Source organism: Lactococcus sp. dk101 (genome assembly GCF_009601055.1).
Classification (GTDB): domain Bacteria; phylum Bacillota; class Bacilli; order Lactobacillales; family Streptococcaceae; genus Lactococcus.
In genome coordinates, this window is record NZ_WITI01000002.1 from 123,975 (window position 1) to 148,979 (window position 25,005).

The window sequence follows — 25,005 nt, forward strand, 5'->3', positions numbered from 1 at the left end:
GTGTAATTTGAAACTTACTAAAAAGCAATTTAAACAAGATTTTGAAAAAAGACTGACTACAAAATTTGCGACTGACGTTGAAAAAGCTGGCCCTATTGAAACATTCGCCGCTGTAGCATCAGTAGTAAAAGCATATTACTCAACCATTTGGCAAGACGACAACGAATATAAAGACGAATCAAAGAAAAAACAAGCCTACTATTTCTCCATTGAATTTTTACCAGGCAAAATGCTCAAGAGCAATTTATTGAACTTGGGAATTATGGATACAGTCCGTGAAGGCTTGTCTGATTTAGGCATTGATTTGGATACCATCGCTGAAATGGAACCAGATATGGCGATTGGGAATGGTGGACTTGGACGCTTGGGGTCATGCTTCCTTGACTCTGCAGCTTCAACAGGAATTCCATTGAACGGAAACGGAATTCGTTACAGCTATGGCCTTTTCAAACAAAAAATCGTTGATGGTTACCAAGTAGAATTGCCAGACTCATGGCTTGATAATGGTAATCCTTGGGAAGTGCGTCGTTCTGATAAAGCATTTGAAGTGCGTTTTGGTGGCGAAGTTTGGCTTGAAGAAGATGGCAAAGGCAATCTAACACCACGTTACAGAAATCAAGAACGTGTACTCGCTGTCCCTTATGACACCCCAATGGTTGGTTTTGAAAATACAACCGTAAATAATATGTGCCTCTGGCGTTCAGAAGTTCCTAAAGATTTGGACTTGCGTTTCCAAAATCTGGATTACATGCGCCAAACAGCTATGCTTTCTGCAGAGCTTTATCCAGATGACTCAAATTATGACGGACGTTTGCTCCGTTTGAAACAAGAATATTTCTTCGTTTCAGCTGGGCTGCAACGTTTGATTAAGCACTTTGAAAATGTCAACAAGGTGCCAATCACACATATTGCTGACTTTATTTCAGTCCACATCAATGACACTCACCCTGCCCTTTGCGTGCCTGAATTCATGCGTATTTTGGTTGATGAATACGGCATTGGATGGGAACGTGCTTGGAACATCACGGTCAAAGTCATGTCTTATACTAACCACACGATTTTGTCAGAAGCACTTGAAAAATGGCCAGAAGACATGGTTAAAACGCTCTTGCCACGTATTTACCAAATCATTCTCGAAATCGACCGTCGTCGTACTGCTGAACTCTTGCCAAAAGTGGGTGCAAAACTTGTTCACAGCACGCGTATCGTTAAAGACGGACAAATTCACATGGCAAACTTGTCAATCATCGGTTCACATTCAACAAATGGTGTTGCAAAACTTCACTCAGATTTGTTGAAAGATGTTGAATTGCATGATTTCTACTTGATTTACCCAGAACGTTTCAACAACAAGACAAACGGCATTGCTGACCGCCGTTGGAGTCAAATCTCAAACGAACGCCTTTCAACTGTTCTTGACGAAACGATTGGCAAGACATGGCGTCACAATTTGAACGAATTGAAATTGCTTGAAGCATACAAGAATGATGAAAACACACTTGAACGCCTGCAAGCCGCAAAATTTGATAATAAACTCCGTTTGGCAGCATATATCAAAGAACATAATGGAATTACGGTTAATCCAGATGCCATTTTCGATGTTCAAGTAAAACGTCTTCACGCTTACAAACGTCAGTTGTTGAATGTTTTGCATATTTTGAAACTCTATTTTGACCTCAAAGACCAACCAGAACTTGATGTCGTGCCACGCGTCTTTATTTTCGGTGCTAAAGCAGCACCTGGTTATCATTATGCTAAATCAATCATTAAAGCAATCAACGAAATTGCCAATTTGATAAATAGTGATAAGGAAATCGGCGATAAACTTAAAGTTGTCTTTATGGAAAACTACAATGTCAGCAAAGCTGAAATCATCATTCCTGCGGCAAACGTTGGGGAACAAATTTCTCTTGCTTCTAAAGAAGCATCAGGAACATCAAACATGAAATTCATGCTTAATGGTGCGCTTACGATTGGGACACTTGACGGTGCCAACATCGAAATCTTCGAAGCTGCTGGTAAAGGTAACTATTTCAAATTCGGTTTGAATAAAGATGAAGTTTATGATTATTACAAGAACGGCAACTACAATGCGCGTGATATTTATGAACAAAATCCAGTGGTGCATCGCATTTTGGATGCCTTCATCGATGGCACAATTCCAAATATCACTGCTGAAGGGCCTGAAATCTTTGACTCATTAACAACTTATAATGATGAATATTTCGTGCTTCGTGATTTCAACGATTACGTTCGTGCCCAAAAAGATTTGGAAAAATTGTATAAAAACCGTACAGCTTGGACGAAAGCTAGCTTGATGAATATTGCCAATGTTGGTAAATTCAGTTCAGACCGTACAATCAGAGAATATGCAGATGACATTTGGCATATTCACGAAAAAAAATAAACACGTTTTATAGAAGCAGTTTTGTCATCAATGCCGTTCATTCTGTCATTGATGACAAATCAATTTCCATAAAATAATGAGACGGAGTGAGTGAGATGTACTATTTTAATTCTTGGAATTCTGAATACAAACAGCCTTTCGGAGCAATCAAAGCGGGCCAAGTCATGAAAATCAATTTTTCATCAACCAAAGAAAATATTGCGGTTAAATTCATCATTCGACGTGATTTTGGTCAACGGCATGAATTTGAAATGCAAGAAATTGAGACAGGAATTTACAGCTCATCCGTCCAATTTGATGTGGGGCATGGTTTATATTTCTATTATTTTGAAATTACTGAGCCAACAGACTGGGGAGATGTCAAATATTATTATGGTAGAAGTGAAAACAATGGCGAGGGTGTGCTTTACATTTCTGAACAAGATGTTAAACCATATCAAGTCACTGTTTACGATTTTGATGATAAAGCACCTGATTGGTATCGAGATGCTGTTTTCTATCAGATTTTCCCAGACCGTTTCAACAATGGCAATCCAGATGGCAAAATCAATGCACCGAAAGCCAATTCATTTCTTTATGGAAGCTTGAAAGACGATCCATTTTATGTCAAAGAAGAAAATGGTGCGATTGCACGGTGGGATTTCTTTGGCGGAAATCTCAAAGGCATTACGGCAAAAATCCCTTATTTGAAAACTTTAGGCGTCAGTGCCATTTATCTGAACCCTATTTTTTCTGCGACAAGTAATCATCGCTACGATACGAATGATTATCTTGAAATCGATGAAATGCTTGGTGACGAAGCAGATTTTAAAGAACTGCTCGATGAACTTCATGCCAATCAGATGCATTTGGTACTGGACGGTGTCTTTTCTCATGTGGGAAAAAATTCACGTTATTTTAATATTTCAAAACAATATGGGGGAAATGAAGGCGCAACGCAGTCAATCCAAAGCCCTTATTTTGATTGGTTCAAGTTTACAGACTATCCTCAAGATTATAAATCATGGTGGGGCATCAAAGATTTACCAGAAGTGGATAAAGACAATGAGTCTTTCCGTCAATTTATTTATGGAAAGACCAATTCTGTTTTGCAAAAATGGAATGATTTTGGCCTTGACGGTTGGCGTTTAGATGTCGCAGATGAATTGCCAGACAGTTTCATTCGAGGCATTCGTGAAAATTTGAACCAATATCAAGATACGGTCTTGATTGGAGAAGTTTGGGAAGATGCTTCCAACAAGATTTCTTATGGAAAACGTCGAGATTATATTTTGGGAGATAGTTTACATGGCTGTATGAATTATCCTTTCCGAGATATGATTATTCGTTATCTGACAGGTGGTATGTCTGCATATGATATTGCTCATCAGTTGATGATTTTGTCTGAGAATTATCCTACAGATATTTTTTACAATAACTTAAATAATCTTGGAACGCACGATACAGAACGTATTTTGACCATGATTGGACAAGAAAATAATGCCAATGCTGTCGGTCTCATGTTCAGTTTACCGGGTGTGCCATGTATTTATTATGGCGATGAAGCAGGACTTACAGGAGGTAAGGATCCTTCCAACAGAAAATATTTCCCTTGGGACAATATTCCAGAAGATAATTATCAGCTTTATCAAAAATGGACAAAACTTCGCAATCAAGAAAGCTTATTGAGAACGGGCAGTTTTACAAGTTTCTATGCCGATAATTGTTTGGGGATTTTGCGATATGATGCTAATGGGGCCTTTGTCAGCATGTTCAATCCATCACATGACCAAGTCAACTTTCATTTTGAGGATTTGCATTTTTCACAAAAAGAAGTCCTTTCAGAAGAAGTCAAAGCGATGCTTCAAGAAATTACGATTGAAGCCAAATCAAATGTCAGTTTCAAAGTAGAAAAATAAAGACAGCGTTTGCTGTTTTTTTATTCCAATAAATACGGCTTCCTCATAATTGGCGATTATTCCCTCTTTATCCCGCATATTGCCAGTCTTTCCAAAAATCAGTATAGAAATAATAGTTCGACAACTTGACAAGTTGTATAGAAAACTTTATAATATAATTTATGAACGATATAAAAAAATCCGAAAAGTTATTCTTCGGACAACCTCGAGCGCTTTTAACGCTCTTCCAAACTGAACTTTGGGAGCGTTTTTCTTATTATGGAATGCGCGCTATTTTGCTGTATTATTTATATACAGCTACCACTAATACCAATGCTGGATTGGGGCTTCCTCAATCACAAGCAATGGCAATTGTTTCAATTTATGGTGCACTAGTTTATTTATCTGCTATTGTTGGTGGTTGGATTGCTGACCGTCTTATGGGTGCATCAAAAACAATTTTCATTGGTGGTATTTTGATTATGCTTGGGCACGTTGCCTTGGCAATCCCATTTGGATTGACGTCATTGTTTATTTCTTTGGCTTTGATCATTTTGGGAACAGGAATGTTGAAACCAAATATTTCAAACATGGTTGGACATCTTTACTCAAAAGATGATCCCCGTCGTGATACAGGTTTCAATATTTTCTACTTCGGTGTCAATGTAGGATCACTCCTTGCCCCAATTATTGTTGGGACTGTTGGTCAATCTTATAATTACCACCTCGGTTTCTCGCTTGCAGCGATTGGGATGTTAGTTGCCCTCTTTGCATACTGGCGTGGGCGTACAAAATTATTCCCTGAAATCGGTAAAGAACCATCTAATCCGATGGATACAAAAGAAAAAAATCGTTTCCTTTGGATGTTAGTTATTGCAATTATTATTATTGTTGCCGTAGGATTTGGTCTTTATGCAGTAGATAAGAAAAACTTTATCAATAATTTGATCAATGTTTTATCTATCGTCGGTATTTTAATCCCTATTGCTTACTTGGTACGTATGTTTACTTCAAAAGAAGTAACGAGTTCAGAAAGAAGCAAGTTGGGTGCTTACATTCCAATGTTTATCTCTGCTGTCCTTTTCTGGGTTATTGAAGAACAAAGTTCAACAGTCATCGCAACTTGGGGATTGGAACGTACAAATCTTCACCCTGTCTGGTTTGGCATTAAGTTTACAATTGACCCTTCTTGGTATCAATTATTAAACCCACTCTTCATTGTTATTTTAACACCTGCTATCGTTGCAATTTGGAATAAACTTGGTGATCGTCAACCTTCTACCATTGTTAAATTTGGTTTGGGGATGATCTTGGCTGGTTTGTCTTATGTTTTGATGATGTCACCTGGTTTGTTAAATGGTGTTGAAGGTCGTGTAAGTAGTATCTGGTTGATTGTTATGTTTGCCATTCAAATGGCGGGTGAACTTTTAGTTTCACCAGTAGGACTTTCAGTTTCGACAAAACTCGCTCCTGCAGCCTTCCAATCACAAATGATTGCCATGTGGTATCTTTCAGATGCTGGTGCGCAAGCAATCAATGCACAAATCACACCATTGTTCTCTAAATCAACAGAAGTATCCTTCTTTGGTATTGTCGGTGGTATTGGTGTAATTGTCGGGATTATCTTACTCTTGATCAAGAAACCAATTTTGAAATTGATGGGCGATGTCCGCTAAAAATTAAAATAGAATTAAAAATAGGAAGTGAAAGAAGCAAAGTTATTTTGCTTCTTTTTTATGTGTCATTGATAGAAAAGACAGAAAGATGAGGTCTTTTGGCGTAGAAAAAAGCTGTCAGAGCTGACAGCTTTTTGTATTTGATTACATTGAAAATGAAGGCAAGCGTTTGAAATACTTTCTTCTGTTCCATTTGTATTTTGCAGTCGTTTTTCCTTCTTGCATGGCGACATAGTCGTCAACAAAGCTTACAATAAAGCTTTCTTTGTAGCGTGGAGGTGCAATGGTTGCTCCCCACATGTGTTTGATAATGATGTCTTTTTCAAGTGGTGTAATGGTCGTTAATTTGCAGGCATTGCGGTAAGCAATCCGCGGGTGAACATAAGCATGGCTTTTGTTGAATTTTGTATCACGCCAATCATAAAAGAAGAGGTCGTGGAACAAACCTGCGCGTGCAGTTGCTTTGGCATTCAAGCCATGTTTTTTTGCAATTCGATAGCTCATGTAACTCACACGCAGACAGTGTTGCAAACGTGTTGAGGTATAATGGTGGACAATCGTGTCCAACTTTTTGAGTTCTGGCATTTCCAAGAAGTGACCTACGTAACTCATGTATTCAGCATCATGGAACCAAGGTTCTTTTTCTAAATTCATGAGTCGATTATAGCATAGTAAACTTAAATGGAAGTAACAATATGCTTTATTTTGATTAAAAAATGATGTTATTCATGTCACAAAGAATTAAAATAAGAAGCACTAAGGAAGGCTATGGTCAACTATAACTTGATTTTTTCAATTCGACAGAAAAGTGAGAAGAATTAAAAAAATTTTCGAAAATCAGACTTAAGTCGTATGACATTTTGATGAAAATTTGGTAAAATATAAATAAGTAAATTATAAGGAGAAATCAATGAATAATAATGATAATCTTATTTTCGATGAGCGAAAAGACGGGTTGAATGCATTTTTTAGTAAGGTCTATGGTTTGATGGGAGTTGGGGTCTTGATTTCAGGACTTGTCAGCTTCATCATGCTTCGTTTTTATACAAATAACTTGGTCAACATGATTGAGGGAAGCGGAAGTTTCGTTTTCTTGTTGCTTTGGTTAATTCCATTGTTCATGGTTGTCCCAATGCAAAGATCAGCTATGAAGAATTCATCTGCTGCACTGCCATTGTTTATCGTCTATTCAGCCTTTATGGGCTTCTTGATTAGCTTCACACTGTTGATGTACACTGCAACAGATATTACGCTTGCCTTTGTGACTGCGGTTGCCATGTTCTTTGGACTTGCTGTCTATGGACGAACAACAAAACGTGACTTGAGTGCTTGGCACAAAGCTTTGTTCGCAGGAGTTATCGGTTTGATCGTGATTGGTATCTTGAACTTCTTTATCCAAAGTAGTGGCTTGATGCTCTTTGCTTCATTCGTTGGGGTTGTTATTTTCTCAGGTTTGATTGCTTACGATAACCAAAAAATTGAACAAGTTTATTATCAAATGGGAGATACAAATGGTTGGGCTATTTCAATGGCGCTCTCACTTTATCTTGACTTCCTCAACTTGTTCTTGTTCTTGCTCCGTATTTTCGGATTTGCAGGCAACAGAGACTAAATCTAACCTTATAAAAAAATCATGAGTAAAGGCTCATGATTTTTGCTTTGTCTTTTTGTGTCTTGACGATTGTGACGCAGTCTGATTTACCTTCTGCTTCAATCAACTTTGCAATTCGAGGTTCATTGTTTTTCGGAAAACGCCAGATGAATTTCATGAAATCCCAGTATTCCTGGTCAAATTTTTCATTAAAATTGCTGGCCATGTCGGAGCGGTTATGACCCGCGAGACGAGTTTTCAAAGAACGCGAAACCACTCTGAAAATCGCTCTGGGACGTGAAATTTTCAGCCAGATGATGACATCGGCTTGTTGAATCCGATGAGACAGTGTTCCAGAATAATTGCCTTCAATGATCCAGTCATCGTGTGCTGCCATAAAGTCGTCTTGAACCTGTTGAAAATAAAGCAAAGCCTGGTCAGAATAATCCGTTGTGTGCCAAATCTTGTCCAAATGTAAGAGCGGATAAGCTGTCAGTTCTGACAGGATTATTTGAGGAAGAGCGCTTCGAGTTGACGGGCAACTCCGTCTTCGTCATTGGTCCAAGGGAGAATTTCACTCGCATGTGGGCGTAATAAAGCAGAAGCATTTTTCATTGCAAAGGCATTTGGTGCCAATTTGAACATCTCAATATCGTTATGCTCGTCTCCAAAAGCGTAAAGATTTTCAAGTGGAATGTCCAAAATTTTGAGGAGATATTCGAGACCAGAAGCCTTTGTAACGCCTTTAGGGACGACTTCCAAGATATTGTTTGGGCCACCCCAACCACTGACAGCGATTTTTCCATTATAATGTTCTTGCATTTGTTTAGCCAGTTTGAATTTGTCTTTAACCCGTGTTGACAAAAGGACAGCATATGGATTGTCCGTGATCCGATCGGCACGCAAACGATTATAAGGTTGGAATGCGTCAACGCCGAAAATATCAGTAGGGACGTCTTTAAAGGTATTCAAAAAGAATTTGCGACGATATTCAACCGCAAAATATTCAAGGTCAAAATTTTGTTGATGACGTAACAACTCGAAAACAAACGAACGGTCAATATAATGTGCCTTTTGATGTTGCCAAGCCTTGTCCGTTGGATTTGAGATGAGGGCACCATTGAAATTGATCATGGGGCTTTTAAGTTCGAGTGCCTTATAGATAGGCATTGCCATGCGGTATGGACGACCTGTTGTGATACAAATGATATGCCCTTGAGCTTCGATTTGCTTGAAAATATATTTGGTATAAGGACTGACCGTTTTTCCGTCAGAGTGCAAGGTTGTTCCGTCCAAATCAATGGCAATCAATTTTGTTTCTGTATTTGTCATAAATTCCTATCTAATCTATATTGTACGAGCTAAAAATAGTTTGCTTTTTAGTAAATGTCTGATCCATCAATAAAAAGGCAAACATTTATCCTATTATAACATAAAAGAAGAAAGTCTCTCTTTGACATATTTGTGCGAACGTTGAATTCGCTTTCTTAAAAATATTCCGCTATTTCCGAACAATTAACTGTTTTTTATCTTATTTTTTGTTCAATAGCTTGTTATCTTAAGTGAAACTAAGATAAAATATGTATGTACCGTTTTTATTTACTAAGTTCTGTTGAACTTAAAAAATTGAACTGCCCATCAAATAACAAGGGCAGCTCAAAAAAGGAGAGAATCGTGAACAAGTTCTTTAAACTTGAAGAAAACAACACGACTGTTGGTCGTGAAATTATGGCTGGTGTAACGACATTCTTTGCAATGTCTTATATCCTCTTTGTCAATCCTGAGATTTTGGGACAAGCAGGAATGCCTGTTCAAGCAGTCTTTTTGGCAACAATCTTGGCTTCTATCGTTGGCTGTTTAGCTATCGGTTTGATTGCCAACGTGCCTTACGCATTGGCACCAGGTATGGGGCTTAACGCCTTCTTTAGTTACACCATCGTTTTGAGCCTTGGCTATTCTTGGCAAGAAGCATTGGCAATGGTCTTTATTTGTGGGATTATCAACATTATCATTACATTTACCAGTGTTCGTAAAGCAATTATTCTTGGTATTCCTGAAAGTCTTCAACACGCCATTGGTGGTGGGATTGGGATTTTTATCGCCTATATCGGGATTAAAAATGCAGGACTTTTGCGTTTCATTTCAGACCCAGGAACTTACACCAACAATCATGGAACAATCACTTCAAACAGTGCAATCGTTCCAGAACTTGTCACATTCAATGATCCAGGAGCCTTAGTTGCACTTGCAGGTCTTGTGATTACCATGTACTTTGTGCTTCGTGGACGTATTTCAAATAAACCAATTTTTAAAGCTGGAATTTTGATTTCAATCTTATTGACAACAATTATCGCTATTCTTTCAGGACTTGTTTCAGTCAATATGTCAACTTTGTTTGCTGAAAACAATATCGGAACAGCCATTCATCAAATGGGACAAACATTTGGTGCAGCCTTTGGACCAAAAGGTTTTGCAACACTGTTTGCAGATCCAAATAAATACATTGAAGTTTTGATGACCATTCTTGCGCTTTCATTGAGTTCAATCTTTGACCCAATCGGAACCTTTATCGGAACAGGTCGTGCGACTGGTATCTTTAGTGATAAAGATTTGGAAGAAATGGAAAATTCACGTGGTTTTTCTTCAAAAATGGACAAAGCCTTGTTTGCTGATATGATTGCTACACCAATCGGTGCCATTTTCGGAACATCAAACACGACTGTATTCGTTGAATCAGCTGCCGGAATCGGTGCTGGTGGACGTACTGGATTGACTTCAGTCGTTGTTGCCATTATGTTTGCTATCTCTAGTTTCTTCTTGCCATTGTTGAGCATTGTGCCAACACAAGCAACTGCACCAGTATTGATTATCGTTGGGATGATGATGCTTGGTTCATTCAAAGAAATCAAATGGGATGACCTTAATGAAGCAATTCCTGCATTCTTTACATCAATCTTTATGGGATTTGCTTACTCAATCTCTTACGGGATTGCTGCAGGTTTCATTACATACATCATCACAAAACTTGTGATTGGTAAACCAAAAGAAATCAAACCGATTATCTGGGCAGTAGCCATCCTCTTTATCATCAACTTTGCTGTTTTGGCAATTTTATAAAAGCATTGAGTGTCGTCCTTAGGGACGGCTTTTTTTGTCAGTGCTGACAAAGCGTATCATTTCTACAAAAAGGCGTAGCTTTAGCTAATAATATGATAAAATATAAGTATGACAGATCTAATGATTATTTACCTTTTCGTTTTTTTTAGCCTCTTGTTTCTTGCGAGTTCTATTTTTTTCCATTATAAAATTAAAACCATGGAAGATTTGAGAACATTAAAATTAGGAAGAATGGGAATTGGGCATTTGGCCAGCCTTCTTTTCTTGCTTAATTCATTGATAGCCATTGCTGTGATTTATCAAGTTGGCATTCATGGGACAGTCTTTACTCAGATTGGGGTCATGACCTTGTTTGTTGAAGCCCTGATATTTGCGGGAGTTTCGATGCTGCTTGGTTTTGTCTTGCCTTTAGCCATTGTTGTTTTGACTGTAAAAATGTGGCGACGGGAGTCCAAAAGTATTGCCAACTTGATTTTGCCAATCTTGATGCTCCTTTTCTTATTGATTGACTGGGTCTATATTTATGTCGGAGAGTTGTCAGATCAATGGACCTGGTTGAAAATTCTTTCATTTGCTTATCCAATTTTATCTGTTTACTTGGCTTGGCAATTTTTCGTTTTCTTCTTGTCAAGTTGGATTTATGGTAGAAGAATGAGAAAAACTCAAGCGGATACCTTTGTTGTTTTAGGGGCAGGTTTGGTTCAAGGAGAACGCGTCGGCGTTTTGCTAGGCAATCGGATTAAGGCGGCTGTCAGTGCTGCCAAATCAAATGAAAAAGTAATCATTATCTTTTCAGGCGGTCAAGGGGCGGATGAAAAAATTTCTGAAGCAGCCGCCATGCAAAAATACGCGGTAGAAGAGTTAAACTTTCCAGCAGACCGTACCTTGATTGAAAGTCAATCACGGACGACTTACGAAAATTTAGTTTATTCATCTGAATTGATCAAAGAAAAGGGACTTTCTAATAACTTTATCTTTTTCACATCGGATTATCATGTGTTTAGAGCTGCTTTGTTTGCGAGAAGTCTCAACTTGCAAGCAAACGGCGGAAGAGGTGGAAAAACAGCCATGTATTACCGGGTGCCAGCCTTTATCCGTGAGTTTATCGCCGTGTTAAACACGCAGAAGAAAAAGCATATCTTTTGGGTGGGATTGATTGTAGCATGCCTTGTTATTCTGGCACTCATTGCAGGACTCATCGTTTTATTTTAGAGCTTAGGCTCTTTTTTTTGTGACAATTGTCCCGAAAATACGAATAGAGAAGTATGTTAATTGCAATCAATGAAAATGGAAAACGGATAAATGCGCTAGATTTATTTGATATTGATACCAAGCAGAAGTACATCTGCCCAGCCTGTCAAAGTGAGTTGATTTTTAAAAAAGGAAAAATAAAATGTCCACATTTTGCCCACCGTTCGCTCAATGAGTGCCACAGTTGGTCTGAAAATGAGTCCAGTCAGCACCTGTCACTCAAAATTCAGCTCTATAAATGGTTTGGCTTGACGGAAAAAGTAGCGCTTGAGCATTATCTGCCGGACTTAAAACAGACACCAGATTTGCTGGTCAATGATAAAATTGCCATTGAAATTCAATGCTCAACTTTGTCGCTTGAGAGACTGATTGAACGCACTGAAAATTACAGAAAGCATGGCTTTTACGTGATTTGGCTGATGGGAAAAAATCTGTGGTTGAAAAAACAGCGACGACCTTACAAGAAAATCTCATGTATTTCTCAGAAAATCGAGGCTTTTATTATTGGGAACTTGACGAAGGAAGAAAGAAGATAAGGCTCAAATCGCTAATTCATCAGGATATCAAAGGACAACTCTATTTCAAAATGGAAGAATATGATTTCTTTTCGGGAGATTTACTGGCTCTTTTAAGGCTGCCAATGCAGGCGCAAAAGATGCAAACTGTCACACTACCAAATTCAATAAACTGGAAAAACTGGCAATCGCATTTTGTGCAGCAACAACTGAGGCGTCGGTCGAAAAAGTGGCTTGCCTTGCAGTTTCATTATTACGAAAGCCAACAAACAATCATGGCTTCTGATTTTTCCAAGGCTCACGTAGCTCCTGTCGGCTGTGATTTGTTTTCATGGGGAGTCAACAAAGCACACGGTAAAAAATTTGCACAGATTGACCTTGACTTGACGAATTACTATCAAAATTTTTATGGCTCCTTTCGTGCAAACAGGCATAGAAAGCTCTATCCGCCTCATTTCTATGATATAATGAAAGATAAACAAAACAGATGAAGAGGAGTTTTTATGGCAAAAGAACGCAATGAAATCAAGGCTGAATTGCTTTGGGATTTGACCAGTGTTTTTAAGACAGATGACGAATTTGAAAGAAAATTATCCGCACTTTTTGCTCAAGTAGGCACAATCGAAAGTCAGTACAAGGGACACACAACGGCGTCTGCGCAAGACCTTTTAAAAACGGTTGAAGCAATGCTCGATTTGTCTCGTCAGATTGAAAAAGTTTATGTCTATGCTTCCATGAAAAATGACCAAGATACGCGGGTCACTCAATATCAAGAATATCAAGCCAAAGTAACCAGCTTGTATGCCAAATTTGAAGAAGGCTTCGCATTTTTTGAACCAGAATTATTGAGTATTTCGACGGAAACTTATGCAGCTTTTGTGTCTGAAGAACCTCAGCTTTTGAAATACAGCCATTTCTTCGAGCGTTTATTTTCTAAAAAAGCACATGTGCTTTCTGAAAAAGAAGAAAAATTATTGGCAAAATCAAGCGAAATTTTGGGATCAGCCGCAGAGATTTTCGAAATTTTGGACAATGCAGACATTGATTTTCCTGTCATTACTGACGAAAATGGAGATAAAGTACAGTTGACGCATGGTAATTTCATTTCCTTTATGGAAAGTAAGAACCGTGAGGTCAGAAAAGAAGCTTATCAAGCACTTTACGGTATTTATGCCCAGTATCAACATACTTATGCTAAAACCTTGCAGACAAATGTTAAAGTTCATAATTTGAATGCAGAAGTACATCATTATGCTTCTGCGCGTGAAGCAGCTTTATCTGCCAACTTTGTACCTGAAAAGGTTTATGATGTTTTGATTGAAAATGTCAACAAATATTTGCCACTTTTACATCGTTATGTCCAACTGCGCCAACAAATCCTCGGTTTACCTGATTTGAAAATGTACGACATGTATCGTCCACTATCGAATCTTGATTACAAGTTTAATTATGCTCAAGCTGTCGATAAGGCTCAGGATGTTTTGGGCGTTTTCGGTGATGATTATAGTAAAAAAGTCAAGGCTGCCTTTGATGAGCAATGGATTGACGTTGAAGAAAATGTCGGAAAACGTTCGGGGGCTTATTCTGGTGGTGCTTACGACACTAATGCTTTCATGCTCTTAAATTGGCAAGAAACACTTGATGATGTCTTTACGCTGGTTCATGAGATGGGACACAGCATGCACTCTGCGTTCACAAGAGCTAGTCAACCTTATGTTTATGGGGATTATCCGATTTTTCTTGCTGAAATTGCATCCACAACCAATGAAAATATTTTGACTGAAAGTTTGCTTGATGAAGCCAAAGATGAAAAAGAACAATTTGCCATTTTAAATCATTGGTTAGACGGCTTCAAGGGGACGGTTTTCCGTCAAGCCCAATTTGCAGAATTTGAACAAGAAATCCACCAAGCTGATGCGGCTGGTCAAGTTTTGACGAGTGACTTTTTGAATGGCTTGTCTGGCCAATTAAATGAAAAATATTATGGCTTGAAAGCTGAAGAAAACCCGGAAATTCAATATGAATGGGCGAGAATTCCGCATTTTTACTATAATTTTTATGTCTTCCAATATTCAACAGGCTTTGCTGCAGCAAGTTTCTTAGCTGAAAAAATTGTGCATGGAACCGCCGAAGATAAGGAAGCTTACTTGAACTATTTGAAAGCAGGTTCGTCTGATTATCCACTCAATGTCATCAAAAAAGCTGGTGTGGATATGGAATCAAGCGAATATTTAGAAGCTGCATTTGCTTTATTTGAAAAAAGATTGAAAGCCTTAGAAGAATTAGTTGCTAAGGGAGTACACATTGACTGAAACGACACAAACAACATACAAACGAACAAGTAACCCAATGATGCACCGTCCGGTCGTCAAAGCAGAACTAGTTGACTGGATGCGCCAAAATCAAACGCCTGTTCAAGGCGATTTGGCAAGCGTATTAAAACAAGCCCAAGAAAATAATATTCCTGTTATCCCACATGAAACGGTCGTTTATTTTCAAATGTTAATCCAACTTTTGAAACCCAAGCGCATTCTTGAAATCGGAACGGCCATTGGTTTTTCAGCATTAATGATGGCGCAAGCAGCTAAAGAAGCTGAGATTGTTACCATTGACCGCAATCCTGAAATGATTGCCTTGGCTAAAGAAAATTTGGCAACCTATGACCACCTGAAACAAATTCAATTGTTGGAAGGTGACGCGGCAGATGTTTTGTCAGAGCTGACAGCACAACAAGCAGCGGATAATCATGGTGACAGTCATCGATTCGACTTGATTTTCATGGATTCGGCCAAATCAAAATACGTTGAATTTCTTCCAATGGCCTTGTCATTGCTGACAGAAAATGGCGTGATTTTGATGGATGATATCTTTCAGGCTGGAGAAATTTTGACACCAATCATGGAAATTAAACGCTCGCAAAGGGCTTTAGAACGTGGTTTACGTCGCTTGTTTGATGAAGTGTTGAACAATCCAAAATACTTGACCAGTATTTTACCACTCGGTGACGGTCTATTAATGATTAAGCCAAATCGAGAAAGCAAGTAAAAAAAGCATTGGATTCTTTGCATAATTTAAGTTTTATTAAAACTTTTGTGTTATAATAGCTAGCAGTTACTATCAAGTCAGGTGCTAAATCTGACTCATCTTAAGGAGAAAATTTTGAAAGTCAAAAAACTTAGTTTAGTTCTTTCTACTGTAGTTGCTGGTGCTGCTTTATTCGCACTTTCAGGATGTTCAAGCAACAGTTCAATGGATGCAGACATTATTACAATGAAAGGTGATACTGTTCAGGTTTCTGACCTTTATAGCGCTGCCAAAGAATTTCCATCAATGCCTACTAGCACATTGCTTCAAAATTTGACATTTGATAAAATCTTTGAAAAAGAAAGCTCAATTGCCAAAGAAGCGACGTCTAAAAAAGTTGATGCACAATACAACAAATATAAAGACCAATATGGTACTCAATTTGAATCAGCATTGCAACAACAAGGCTTCACAACAAGCAACTTTAAGACTTATCTGAAAACACAACTTTTGGAACAAGCAGCAATTGAACAAGACATTGCTAAAACGCAATACACAACTGCTAACCTTAAAACAGCTTGGGAATCTTACCATCCAGACGTTACTGCCATTGTTTTGACAGAAACAACGAAAGATGCAGCAACAAAAGCTATTGCGTCAAACAAATCAGATGCTTCCAAATTTGATACCGATAACGCTGCAAGCAAAACAACTTTCAATTCAACAAGCACAACTGTTCCAACTGATGTTCAAACAGCTGCCTACAAATTGAAAAATGGTGAAATTTCAGACGTGATTACTTCAACAAGTACATCAACTGGTTCAACTAGCTATTATGTTGTTAAAATGGTTAAAACATCTGACAAGGGAACAGATATGAATAAATACAAATCTGAACTCCAAGATGTAATCAAAACTGAAAAAATGGCTGATACGACTTATGTCAGCAGTGTAATTGCGGCTTACTTGAAGAAAAATAATGTAACGGTTAAAGAATCAGCATTCTCTTCAATCTTCTCACAATTCACTTCAACTTCATCATCAAGTTCTAACTAATTCAGGACTAAAATTTTAACTTTACAGAGAGCTCTTAGTGGTGGGAAAGAGTAAGTTAAATGTGCTTATAAGCGGAGAAAACCGCACTATCAAACACTAGAGACGATATTCAAATCTATCGTGAATAAGGGTGGTACCGCGACAGCTCGCCCCTTTGTTTACGATGGATTTTTATTTTTAATTTGTGAATTTATTCACTAAAAGCCTGTCACTACTGACAGAATATGGAGAAAACAATGAAATACATGACTTCTGGCGAAATTCGCGACACCTTCCTCAATTTCTTTGAGTCAAAAGGATCAACAATTATGCCTTCACAATCGCTCGTTCCTGTAAATGATCCAACTTTGCTTTGGATCAACTCAGGTGTTGCAACGATGAAAAAATATTTTGATGGGTCAGTTGTGCCTGAAAATCCACGCATGACCAGCTCACAAAAATCAATTCGGACAAATGACATTGAAAATGTTGGTAAAACAGCACGTCATCATACCATGTTTGAAATGATGGGAAATTTCTCAATCGGTGATTATTTCAGAACAGAAGCGATTGCTTATGCTTTTGAAATGTTGACGGATGAAAAATACTATGGTTTCCCAGTTGAAAAACTTTATGTTACTTATTATCCAGACGATAAAGATACTTACAATCGTTGGATTGAAGTTGGCTTGCCTGAAAGTCACTTGGTTCCGATTGAGGACAACTTCTGGGAAATCGGTGCTGGCCCTTCAGGTCCTGACACAGAAATTTTCTTTGACCGTGGTGAAAAATATGACCCAGAAAATATTGGTCTGCGCCTCTTAGCAGAAGACATTGAAAACGATCGTTATATCGAAATTTACAATGTCGTTTTGTCACAATTTAACGCAGAACCTGGCATTCCACGTTCTGAATATAAAGAATTGCCACAGAAAAATATTGATACGGGTATGGGACTTGAACGTATGGCATGTATCATTCAAGGTGGACGTACTAACTTTGATACTGATTTGTTCTTGCCAATTATCCATGAAATTGAAAAATTATCTGGCAAAACTTATGATCCAGATGGCAACAACATGAGCTTCAAGGTCATTGCTGACCATATTCGTTCATTGTCATTTGCCATTGGTGACGGTGCTTTGCCTGGTAATGAAGGTCGTGGCTATGTGCTTCGTCGTTTGCTTCGTCGTGCCGTGATGCACGGCAAACGTTTGGGCATTCAAGGCAAATTCCTTGCTGGGTTGGTACCAATCGTTGGTCAAGTCATGGAAGGCTATTATCCTGAAGTGCTTGAAAAAGCAGAATTCATCCAACGCATTGTTGACCGCGAAGAAGAAACATTTAACCGGACAATTGATGCCGGTCAAAAATTGATTGATGATTTGTTGGCACAACTGAAAGCAGATGGCAAAGATACACTTGATGGTCAAGATATTTTCCGCTTGTACGATACTTACGGTTTCCCAGTTGAATTGACCGAAGAATTGGCAGAAGACGAAGGATTCAAAATTGACCACGCAGGCTTTGACAGTGCCATGAAAGAACAACAAGACCGCGCGCGAGCAGCCGTTGTCAAAGGTGGTTCAATGGGTGCTCAAAATGAAACATTGAGCTCAATTGAAGAAGCTTCAGAATTTTTATATGAGACGCATCAAGCTGATAGCAAACTTTCAGTAATTGTCAGTGCTGACGAAAAAGTTGAAAGCATCGGTTCAGGAACTGCTCAACTCGTCTTTGAACAAACACCATTCTATGCTGAAATGGGTGGACAAGTGGCTGACCATGGTGTCATCAAAAATGCAGATGGCGATGTTGTAGCTGAAGTAGTCGATGTTCAACACGCACCACACGGTCAAAATCTTCATACGGTTACTGTTCTGTCAGAGCTGACAGTTGGTCAAACCTACAGTCTTGAAATTGATGAAGTCAGAAGAGCAGGCGTAGTGAAAAATCATACGGCAACGCATTTGCTTCACGCAGCCCTTCATAATATTGTTGGAGAACACGCTTTACAAGCAGGTTCACTCAACGAAGTTGATTTCTTGCGTTTTGACTTTACACACTTTGCTCAAGTCACAAAAGAAGAATTAGCAGCCCTTGAACGCCAAGTTAATGAAATTATTTGGCAAAATATTGCGGTTAAAACGATTGAAACTGACGTAGAAACAGCAAAAGCAATGGGCGCAGCAGCCTTATTTGGGGACAAATATGGTAAAGTCGTTCGTGCTGTTGTTATCGGAGATTACTCAGTTGAACTTTGTGGTGGTACGCATACGAAAACTACAAGTGAAATTGGCTTGTTCAAGATTATCAAAGAAGAAGGCATTGGCTCAGGTGTACGCCGTATCACAGCCGTGACAGGTCAAAAAGCCTATGAAGCCTTTGTTACAAGCGAAAACACATTGAACGAAGTGGCAAATCTTGTCAAAGCACCACAAGCATCACAAGTTGTCACAAAAGTAGCAACACTTCAAGACGAATTGAAAGCTGCTCAAAAAGAAAATGATGCCTTGGCTGGAAAACTTGCCAGCGCACAATCAGATGAAATCTTTAAAAACGTTCAAAAAGCAGGAGATTTGAGCTATATTGCCACAGAAGTTAAGGTTTCTGATGTCAATAGCCTCCGTAATCTTGCTGATATTTGGAAACAAAAAGATTTGTCTGACGAATTGGTCTTAGTTGCCAAAATCGGTGAAAAAGTAAACTTGCTTGTAGCAAGTAAAAACACTGCTGTCAAAGCAGGAAATCTTGTCAAAGCTCTCGCACCATATATTGATGGACGTGGCGGCGGAAAACCAGACATGGCGATGGCTGGCGGAACAAATGCGGAAGGAATCACTGAACTCCTTAAACATGTCGCTGAAAACCTTGACTAAAACACGCTTTAAAACTCTGTCTGTCGGACGGAGTTTTATGCTATAATAAAGATAAATTGATTTGCAAAAACAGCTTGAAAAGTAATCAGAGAAGGAAAAAGAATGGTAAAAAATACACAAGATAAGCCTTTAGCACAAAATAAAAAGGCCAGACATGATTATGAAATTTTCGAGACCTTTGAAGCTGGAATTGTATTGACAGGAACGGAAATCAAATCCATTCGTCAGTCAAAAATACAGTTACGCGACGGATTTGCGCGTGTTAAAGACGGTGAAGTCTGGCTGGCAAATGTGCATATTGCACCTTTTGAGCAAGGGAATATGTTCAACGTTGACGAAACGCGAACACGAAAACTATTGTTGAAAAAAAGTGAAATTGCCAAAATAGAAAAAGAATTGACAGGGACAGGAATTACCTTTGTTCCCTTGAAAGTCTATTTGAAAAATGGCTTTGCGAAGGTGTTGATGGGACTTGCGCGTGGGAAAAAAGAATACGATAAACGTGAGACCATTAAGCGCAGAGAACAAAATAAAGACATCGCCCGCCAGCTTAAAATTTACAATCGTTAAGCCTGTCAGTGCTGACAGTATTAAAAATGACCATTTTGGGTCATTTTTTTTACTTTACAGACGAGATAAGCATATCAAACCATGCATTTTTCTCAAAATTTACAATAAAGGCCCTTTTTTAAACGATTTTTACTTGATTTTATTAAGATTTACAAAGCATTTACACTTTATTTGCTGACTGTTTACATTTGACAGGTCAAATGAATGGTAAAATTATTTTGTAAGCAAAAGAGCTTACGCGAAACTTATCACTTAGAAATTATCGGAGAAAGATATTATGAAAAAACAAATTCTTGCAACTGTTATTGCCGGTGCGGCATTGTTGACATTAGCTGCTTGCGGCTCATCAAGCACTTCAACATCTACAGGGACTTAAGGACTTTCTGGCAAAATTATTGCTGGTGGATCGACTGCCCTTCAACCATTGGCACAACAAGCTTCGACAGAATTTATGACAAAAAATCCAAACGTTCAAATCACTGTTCAAGGTGGCGGATCTGGTGTTGGATTGACTCAAACTTCTGAAGGTTCATTCCAAGTTGGAAATTCAGATATCTTTGCGGAAGAAAAATCAGGAATTGATGCGTCAGCACTGACAGACCATAAAGTTGCAGTAGTTGGCTTTGCACCAATCATCAATAGCAAAACAAGCGTTGACAATTTGACAAAACAACAGTTGATTGATATTTTTACAGGAAAAATCACTAACTGGAAAGAAGTTGGCGGATCAAACGAAAAAATCACAGTTATCGGTCGTACAGAAGGTTCTGGAACACGTGTTAACTTTGACAAATACGCCCTTGACAAAGCAACAGAAGTAACTGGACCAACACAAGATGCTTCAGGTTCAGTTGTAACAATGGTTGCACAAACACCAGGTGCCATTTCATACGTTGCCTTCTCTTATTTGACAACCAATTCAAATATTAAAGCACTCAGCATCGACGGTGTAAAACCAACTGACGAAAATGTAACAACAAATGCATGGAAAGTTTGGTCTTACGAACACATGTACACAAACACGAAGAAAGAAACTTCTGCTGAAAAAGAATTCATCAGCTATGTCACTTCTGACACAGCAGACTTGAAAAAATTGGGCTATATCTCAGTTTCAGATATGAAAGTTGACCGTGACGCACAAGGCACAGTAACTAAAAAATAAACGCATTAAGTATCATCTGACAGAAATAAAATGACTGTCAGATCTGACTTCTACTGAAGGTTAAACACACACACACAAGATTGCATTTCCCTATAACTTAACAATCGTCTTTCAGTGGAAATCAGATTTGACATTCATCAAAAACTGGTGTTAAATCCCCTAAGCATTAGACCTGCTTAGAACTTCAAAATTTTCTTTTCATGGAATGGCACAGTTTCTTTTGAAGCTGTGCTGTTTGTAATTTTCATTTACAAAATATTTACATAAGGGCGCTTTCAATTAACATTTAGAGCTGCCTCAATATGATATAATATCAGTATGAAGAAGAAAATTTTAATCACGTTTGCTGCGTTGACAGGACTCATACTTTTGAGTGCTTGTGGGGCAGGAGATAAGCAGGTCACAGCAGGAGGTTCGACAGCATTGCAGCCTCTTGTGGAACAAGCATCTATTGATTTTATGAAGCAAAATCCAGATGACATTATTATGGTTCAAGGTGGCGGTTCCGGTGTAGGTCTAGCACAGGTTGCCGCAGGTTCTTTCCAAATCGGAAGCTCAGATATTTTTGCCGAAGAAAAAACAGGGATTGATGCCTCAAAAATCACGGATCATAAAGTGGCTGTTGTCGGATTTGCACCCATTGTCAATGAAAATTTGAAGGTTTCAAATTTGACTGACCAACAATTAACAGATATTTTCACAGGGAAAATCACCAACTGGAAGGAAGTTGGCGGTCAAGATGAAAAAATCACAGTGATTGGACGGACGGCAGGATCTGGAACACGTGTCAACTTTGACAAATATGGTCTTAATGGTGCAACAGAAATCAATGGTCCAACCCTTGATGCGTCTGGTTCCGTTGTTCAATTGGTTGGACAAACCCCAGGTGCCATTTCATACGTTTCATTTTCATATATTAACAAACCAAATGTTAAACCATTGAAAGTGAATAATGTCACACCAAATGACGACAACGTAAAAATCAACAAGTGGAAAATTTGGTCTTATGAGCACATGTACACCAACAACTCAAAAGAAAATAAGGTCGAAGAAAAATTCATCAACTATGTTACAAACGACTCGAAAACATTGAAAAAATTGGGATATATCTCAGTTTCAGACATGAAAGTCGACCGTGATGCGCATGGAAATATTAAAAAGCTAAATTGATAGCTGGAGAAAATAGTTAGGTCTTTATGGAAAACGCAAAAATCAAAGAAAAATTACTTTCGAGTAATAAAAATTCAAGACTTGAAAAATTTGGAAAAACATTGACATTCCTTTGTATCGCATTGATTGTCTTTGTTGTCGGTTCAATTCTTGTCTTTGTCGCACAAAAAGGATTGTCAACTTTCTTTGTTGACAAGGTCAATCCATTTAACTTCTTATTTGGAACCAATTGGTCACCAGGTAACATGGGCCCTGACGGCAAACCTGCTGTTGGTGCACTTCCAATGTTTACTGGTTCATTGATTGTAACAGTGCTGTCAGCACTTGTAGCGACACCTTTTGCAATCGGTGCTGGTATTTACATGACAGAAATCTCACCTAAATATGGGAAAAAGATTTTGCAACCGGTCATCGAACTTTTAGTCGGCATTCCTTCTGTTGTTTACGGGTTTATTGGTTTGACAGTTGTTGTGCCAATCATTCGTAATGCTTTCGGCGGAACGGGACTTGGACTTTTGTCAGGGGTTTTTGTCTTGTTCGTTATGATTTTACCAACCGTAACAAGTATGACCGTTGACGCACTTAAAGCTGTTCCTGCACACTATAAAGAAGCTTCACTTGGTCTTGGTGCAACACGTTGGCAAACCATTTGGCGCGTCCTTTTACGTGCTGCTGCACCAGGAATTTTAACTGCCGTTATCTTTGGGATGGCGCGTGCCTTCGGTGAAGCCCTCGCCATTCAAATGGTCGTAGGTAATGCCGTAATGATGCCAAAAGACTTGGTTTCACCTGCCTCAACATTGACTTCAATCTTGACTTCAGGAATTCCAAATGCAACGCCAGGGATTCAAACGAATGCCCTTTGGTCACTTGCACTTTTACTCTTGATTATGTCACTCATCTTCAACCTTGCCATGCGTGCAATCGCTAAGAAAGGACAGCTTAAATAATGAACGCTAAACGTACGGATAAAATAGCAACAGGTGTGCTTTACGTCCTTTCAGCAATTATCGTTGCAATTCTCGCATTTCTCTTAATCTATATCTTGGTTAAAGGATTGCCACATGTTTCTTGGGAATTTTTGACCACAGCCTCTAACCCATTGACGGGTGGCGGAATTGCGGTTCAACTTTTCAACTCAGTTTATCTTTTAGTGGTAACTTTGATTATCTCTGTTCCCCTTTCACTTGGTGCTGGGATTTACCTTTCTGAATATGCCAATCAAAAACACTGGTTGACTTCATGGGTTCGTTCAGCAATCGAAGTGCTTTCTTCATTGCCATCAATCGTTGTTGGTTTGTTCGGGATGTTGATTTTCGTTTTACAATTTGGCCTTGGCTTCTCTGTTCTCTCTGGAGCATTAGCACTTACGGTTTTCAATCTTCCATTGATGACACGTAATGTCGAAGAATCATTGCGTGCTATTCCAACCATGCAACGTGAAGGTGGTTTGGCTCTTGGTTTGTCAAAATGGGAAACAGCAACACAAATCATCTTGCCTGCTGCCGTTCCTGGAATTATTACAGGGATTATCTTGTCATCAGGACGTGTCTTTGGTGAAGCGGCCGCTTTGATTTATACGGCTGGTCAAACCAACCTTCCTATCGACTGGGCCAACTGGAACCCAATGAGTTTAACTTCTCCATTGTCGCTCTTCCGTCCTGCTGAAACACTTGCAGTTCACATTTGGGCTTTGAATACTGAAGGAACCATTGCTACAGCGCAACAAATTTCGGCAGGTGCCTCAGCAGTATTGATTATCTTTGTTTTACTCTTCAATCTGGGCGCTCGTTTTATTGGAAATAGAATTCACAAGAAATTGACTTCAGGTCATTGATCAGTTAGAGAAGGAACAGCCTAAATAGGTTTAGGTGTTTCGCTACAGAAAAAGGAAAAGAAAATTTTATGGCAACAACTTATGATTGGAGCGAACGTCACATTATGACGTTTGATGACGATATTGCTTTATCGACTGAGGATTTGCGTGTCTTTTATAATGGAACAAAAGAAGCAATTCACGGTGTTTCAATGCAATTTCCCAAAAATAAAATCACGGCATTGATTGGCCCTTCAGGATCAGGTAAATCAACTTACCTTCGTGCTTTAAACCGCATGAACGATACCATTGACGGTGCCAGAGTAACAGGCGAAATCAATTATGCAGGCGTTAATATCAATGACCCTAAGGTTAATGTATATGAAGTCCGCAAACAAATCGGAATGGTCTTTCAACGTCCAAATCCATTTCCAAAATCAATTTATGAAAACATTGCCTTTATTCACCGTCGTGAAGGGGTAAAAGATAAGAAAAAATTGGACGAAATCGTTGAGACATCCTTGAAACAAGCAGCCCTTTGGGACCAAGTCAAGGATAATTTGAACGGGTCAGCACTTGCTATGTCTGGTGGACAAGCACAACGTTTATGTATTGCGCGTGCCTTGTCTGTCAAACCTGACATCATCTTGATGGACGAACCCGCTTCAGCCCTCGACCCTATTTCAACCATGCAAATCGAAGAAACCATGTCAGACTTGAAAAAAGATTATACCATTATTATCGTGACACATAATATGGCTCAAGCCTCTCGTGCGAGTGATTATACAGCCTTTTATTATTCTGGGGACTTGATTGAATACGATGAAACAAGCAAAATCTTTACGCAACCGAATTTGAAAGCGACTGAAGATTATGTTTCAGGTCACTTCGGATAAGCCAGCAATACTTAAGTGA

The 25,005-nt window shown here is 38.8% G+C and carries 20 protein-coding genes and 1 pseudogene; 18 read left to right on the forward strand and 3 right to left on the reverse strand.

The annotated features are described in order from the left end of the window. The first annotated feature begins 7 nt into the window (after positions 1–7). The 3 genes from GHI45_RS02500 (at position 8) to GHI45_RS02510 (ending at position 5,960) form a co-directional block, all read left to right on the forward strand. On the forward strand, positions 8–2,407 hold the full coding sequence (locus tag GHI45_RS02500) for a glycogen/starch/alpha-glucan phosphorylase (RefSeq protein ID WP_147778920.1): 2,400 nt from the start codon (positions 8–10) through the stop codon (positions 2,405–2,407). A 95-nt stretch (positions 2,408–2,502) separates the two neighbouring features. Next, positions 2,503–4,305 (forward strand): glycoside hydrolase family 13 protein, encoded by a 1,803-nt coding sequence (locus tag GHI45_RS02505; protein WP_147778921.1) that lies wholly within the window; start codon positions 2,503–2,505, stop codon positions 4,303–4,305. Between the two features lie 161 nt (positions 4,306–4,466). Continuing rightward, positions 4,467–5,960: a peptide MFS transporter gene (locus GHI45_RS02510; RefSeq protein ID WP_147778922.1), complete on the forward strand. Its 1,494-nt coding sequence runs from the start codon at positions 4,467–4,469 to the stop codon at positions 5,958–5,960. Between the two features lie 144 nt (positions 5,961–6,104). Here GHI45_RS02510 and GHI45_RS02515 read toward each other — a convergent pair whose 3' ends face one another. Beyond that, positions 6,105–6,614: an HD domain-containing protein gene (locus tag GHI45_RS02515; RefSeq protein WP_147778923.1), complete on the reverse strand. Its 510-nt coding sequence runs from the start codon at positions 6,612–6,614 to the stop codon at positions 6,105–6,107. 256 nt (positions 6,615–6,870) lie between these two features. Between GHI45_RS02515 and GHI45_RS02520 the strand changes: the two genes are divergently transcribed. Beyond that, positions 6,871–7,572, forward strand: coding sequence for a Bax inhibitor-1/YccA family protein (locus GHI45_RS02520; protein ID WP_147778924.1), 702 nt, complete (start codon positions 6,871–6,873; stop codon positions 7,570–7,572). Between the two features lie 19 nt (positions 7,573–7,591). On the opposite strand, the gene GHI45_RS02525 is transcribed toward GHI45_RS02520, so the two are convergent. Both GHI45_RS02525 and GHI45_RS02530 read right to left on the reverse strand, forming a co-directional pair. Then, positions 7,592–7,948, reverse strand: a complete 357-nt coding sequence (locus tag GHI45_RS02525; RefSeq protein WP_147806220.1) for a topology modulation family protein — start codon at positions 7,946–7,948, stop codon at positions 7,592–7,594. A 110-nt stretch (positions 7,949–8,058) separates the two neighbouring features. Next, complete coding sequence (locus GHI45_RS02530) at positions 8,059–8,883, reverse strand: HAD family hydrolase (RefSeq protein ID WP_147778926.1); 825 nt, start codon at positions 8,881–8,883, stop codon at positions 8,059–8,061. A 342-nt stretch (positions 8,884–9,225) separates the two neighbouring features. Between GHI45_RS02530 and GHI45_RS02535 the strand changes: the two genes are divergently transcribed. The 14 genes and pseudogenes from GHI45_RS02535 (at position 9,226) to pstB (ending at position 24,986) form a co-directional block, all read left to right on the forward strand. Then, entirely contained in the window at positions 9,226–10,668 is a 1,443-nt protein-coding gene (locus GHI45_RS02535) for an NCS2 family permease (protein ID WP_147778927.1), read from the forward strand. A gap of 108 nt (positions 10,669–10,776) precedes the next feature. Beyond that, positions 10,777–11,880, forward strand: coding sequence for a YdcF family protein (locus GHI45_RS02540; RefSeq protein WP_147778928.1), 1,104 nt, complete (start codon positions 10,777–10,779; stop codon positions 11,878–11,880). Positions 11,881–11,933: 53 nt separating this feature from the next. Continuing rightward, positions 11,934–12,455 carry a competence protein CoiA gene (locus GHI45_RS11360; RefSeq protein WP_228385996.1) on the forward strand — a complete coding sequence of 174 codons (522 nt, stop codon included), beginning with the start codon at positions 11,934–11,936 and terminating at the stop codon, positions 12,453–12,455. Between the two features lie 50 nt (positions 12,456–12,505). Continuing rightward, a complete protein-coding gene (locus GHI45_RS11365) occupies positions 12,506–12,925 on the forward strand; it encodes a hypothetical protein (RefSeq protein ID WP_228385997.1) in 420 nt (139 codons plus the stop codon). Positions 12,926–12,937: 12 nt separating this feature from the next. Then, complete coding sequence (gene pepF, locus GHI45_RS02550) at positions 12,938–14,746, forward strand: oligoendopeptidase F (protein WP_147778929.1); 1,809 nt, start codon at positions 12,938–12,940, stop codon at positions 14,744–14,746. A 37-nt stretch (positions 14,747–14,783) separates the two neighbouring features. Beyond that, entirely contained in the window at positions 14,784–15,479 is a 696-nt protein-coding gene (locus GHI45_RS02555) for an O-methyltransferase (RefSeq protein WP_147779130.1), read from the forward strand. Positions 15,480–15,593: 114 nt separating this feature from the next. Further along, the gene (locus GHI45_RS02560; RefSeq protein WP_147778930.1) at positions 15,594–16,514 is read left to right on the forward strand and encodes a peptidyl-prolyl cis-trans isomerase; all 921 of its coding nucleotides are present in this window, start codon (positions 15,594–15,596) and stop codon (positions 16,512–16,514) included. Between the two features lie 236 nt (positions 16,515–16,750). Then, positions 16,751–19,372, forward strand: coding sequence for an alanine--tRNA ligase (alaS, locus tag GHI45_RS02565; protein WP_147778931.1), 2,622 nt, complete (start codon positions 16,751–16,753; stop codon positions 19,370–19,372). 102 nt (positions 19,373–19,474) lie between these two features. Next, entirely contained in the window at positions 19,475–19,942 is a 468-nt protein-coding gene (smpB, locus tag GHI45_RS02570; protein ID WP_147778932.1) for an SsrA-binding protein SmpB, read from the forward strand. A gap of 277 nt (positions 19,943–20,219) precedes the next feature. Continuing rightward, a pseudogene (locus tag GHI45_RS02575) lies at positions 20,220–21,104 on the forward strand (phosphate ABC transporter substrate-binding protein). 318 nt (positions 21,105–21,422) lie between these two features. Next, positions 21,423–22,274 carry a phosphate ABC transporter substrate-binding protein PstS family protein gene (locus GHI45_RS02580; RefSeq protein WP_147778934.1) on the forward strand — a complete coding sequence of 284 codons (852 nt, stop codon included), beginning with the start codon at positions 21,423–21,425 and terminating at the stop codon, positions 22,272–22,274. A 26-nt stretch (positions 22,275–22,300) separates the two neighbouring features. Beyond that, positions 22,301–23,224 (forward strand): phosphate ABC transporter permease subunit PstC, encoded by a 924-nt coding sequence (gene pstC / locus GHI45_RS02585; RefSeq protein ID WP_147778935.1) that lies wholly within the window; start codon positions 22,301–22,303, stop codon positions 23,222–23,224. Next, complete coding sequence (gene pstA, locus GHI45_RS02590) at positions 23,224–24,111, forward strand: phosphate ABC transporter permease PstA (RefSeq protein WP_147778936.1); 888 nt, start codon at positions 23,224–23,226, stop codon at positions 24,109–24,111. Before pstC ends, pstA begins: the two co-directional genes overlap by 1 nt. Before the next feature lie 68 nt (positions 24,112–24,179). Continuing rightward, on the forward strand, positions 24,180–24,986 hold the full coding sequence (pstB, locus tag GHI45_RS02595) for a phosphate ABC transporter ATP-binding protein PstB (RefSeq protein WP_147778937.1): 807 nt from the start codon (positions 24,180–24,182) through the stop codon (positions 24,984–24,986). Positions 24,987–25,005: the final 19 nt, after the last annotated feature.

Bases quoted from the DNA above. Each gene is read 5' to 3' on its own strand.
- GHI45_RS02505 (WP_147778921.1), top strand. From the start codon at position 2,503: ATGTACTATTTTAATTCTTGGAATTCTGAATACAAACAGCCTTTCGGA.
- GHI45_RS02510 (WP_147778922.1), top strand. From the start codon at position 4,467: ATGAACGATATAAAAAAATCCGAAAAGTTATTCTTCGGACAACCTCGA.
- GHI45_RS02515 (WP_147778923.1), bottom strand. From the start codon at position 6,614: ATGAATTTAGAAAAAGAACCTTGGTTCCATGATGCTGAATACATGAGT.
- GHI45_RS02520 (WP_147778924.1), top strand. From the start codon at position 6,871: ATGAATAATAATGATAATCTTATTTTCGATGAGCGAAAAGACGGGTTG.
- GHI45_RS02525 (WP_147806220.1), bottom strand. From the start codon at position 7,948: ATGGCAGCACACGATGACTGGATCATTGAAGGCAATTATTCTGGAACA.
- GHI45_RS02530 (WP_147778926.1), bottom strand. From the start codon at position 8,883: ATGACAAATACAGAAACAAAATTGATTGCCATTGATTTGGACGGAACA.
- GHI45_RS02540 (WP_147778928.1), top strand. From the start codon at position 10,777: ATGACAGATCTAATGATTATTTACCTTTTCGTTTTTTTTAGCCTCTTG.
- GHI45_RS11360 (WP_228385996.1), top strand. From the start codon at position 11,934: ATGTTAATTGCAATCAATGAAAATGGAAAACGGATAAATGCGCTAGAT.
- GHI45_RS11365 (WP_228385997.1), top strand. From the start codon at position 12,506: ATGGAAGAATATGATTTCTTTTCGGGAGATTTACTGGCTCTTTTAAGG.
- pepF (WP_147778929.1), top strand. From the start codon at position 12,938: ATGGCAAAAGAACGCAATGAAATCAAGGCTGAATTGCTTTGGGATTTG.
- GHI45_RS02555 (WP_147779130.1), top strand. From the start codon at position 14,784: ATGATGCACCGTCCGGTCGTCAAAGCAGAACTAGTTGACTGGATGCGC.
- alaS (WP_147778931.1), top strand. From the start codon at position 16,751: ATGAAATACATGACTTCTGGCGAAATTCGCGACACCTTCCTCAATTTC.
- smpB (WP_147778932.1), top strand. From the start codon at position 19,475: ATGGTAAAAAATACACAAGATAAGCCTTTAGCACAAAATAAAAAGGCC.
- GHI45_RS02580 (WP_147778934.1), top strand. From the start codon at position 21,423: ATGAAGAAGAAAATTTTAATCACGTTTGCTGCGTTGACAGGACTCATA.
- pstC (WP_147778935.1), top strand. From the start codon at position 22,301: ATGGAAAACGCAAAAATCAAAGAAAAATTACTTTCGAGTAATAAAAAT.
- pstA (WP_147778936.1), top strand. From the start codon at position 23,224: ATGAACGCTAAACGTACGGATAAAATAGCAACAGGTGTGCTTTACGTC.
- pstB (WP_147778937.1), top strand. From the start codon at position 24,180: ATGGCAACAACTTATGATTGGAGCGAACGTCACATTATGACGTTTGAT.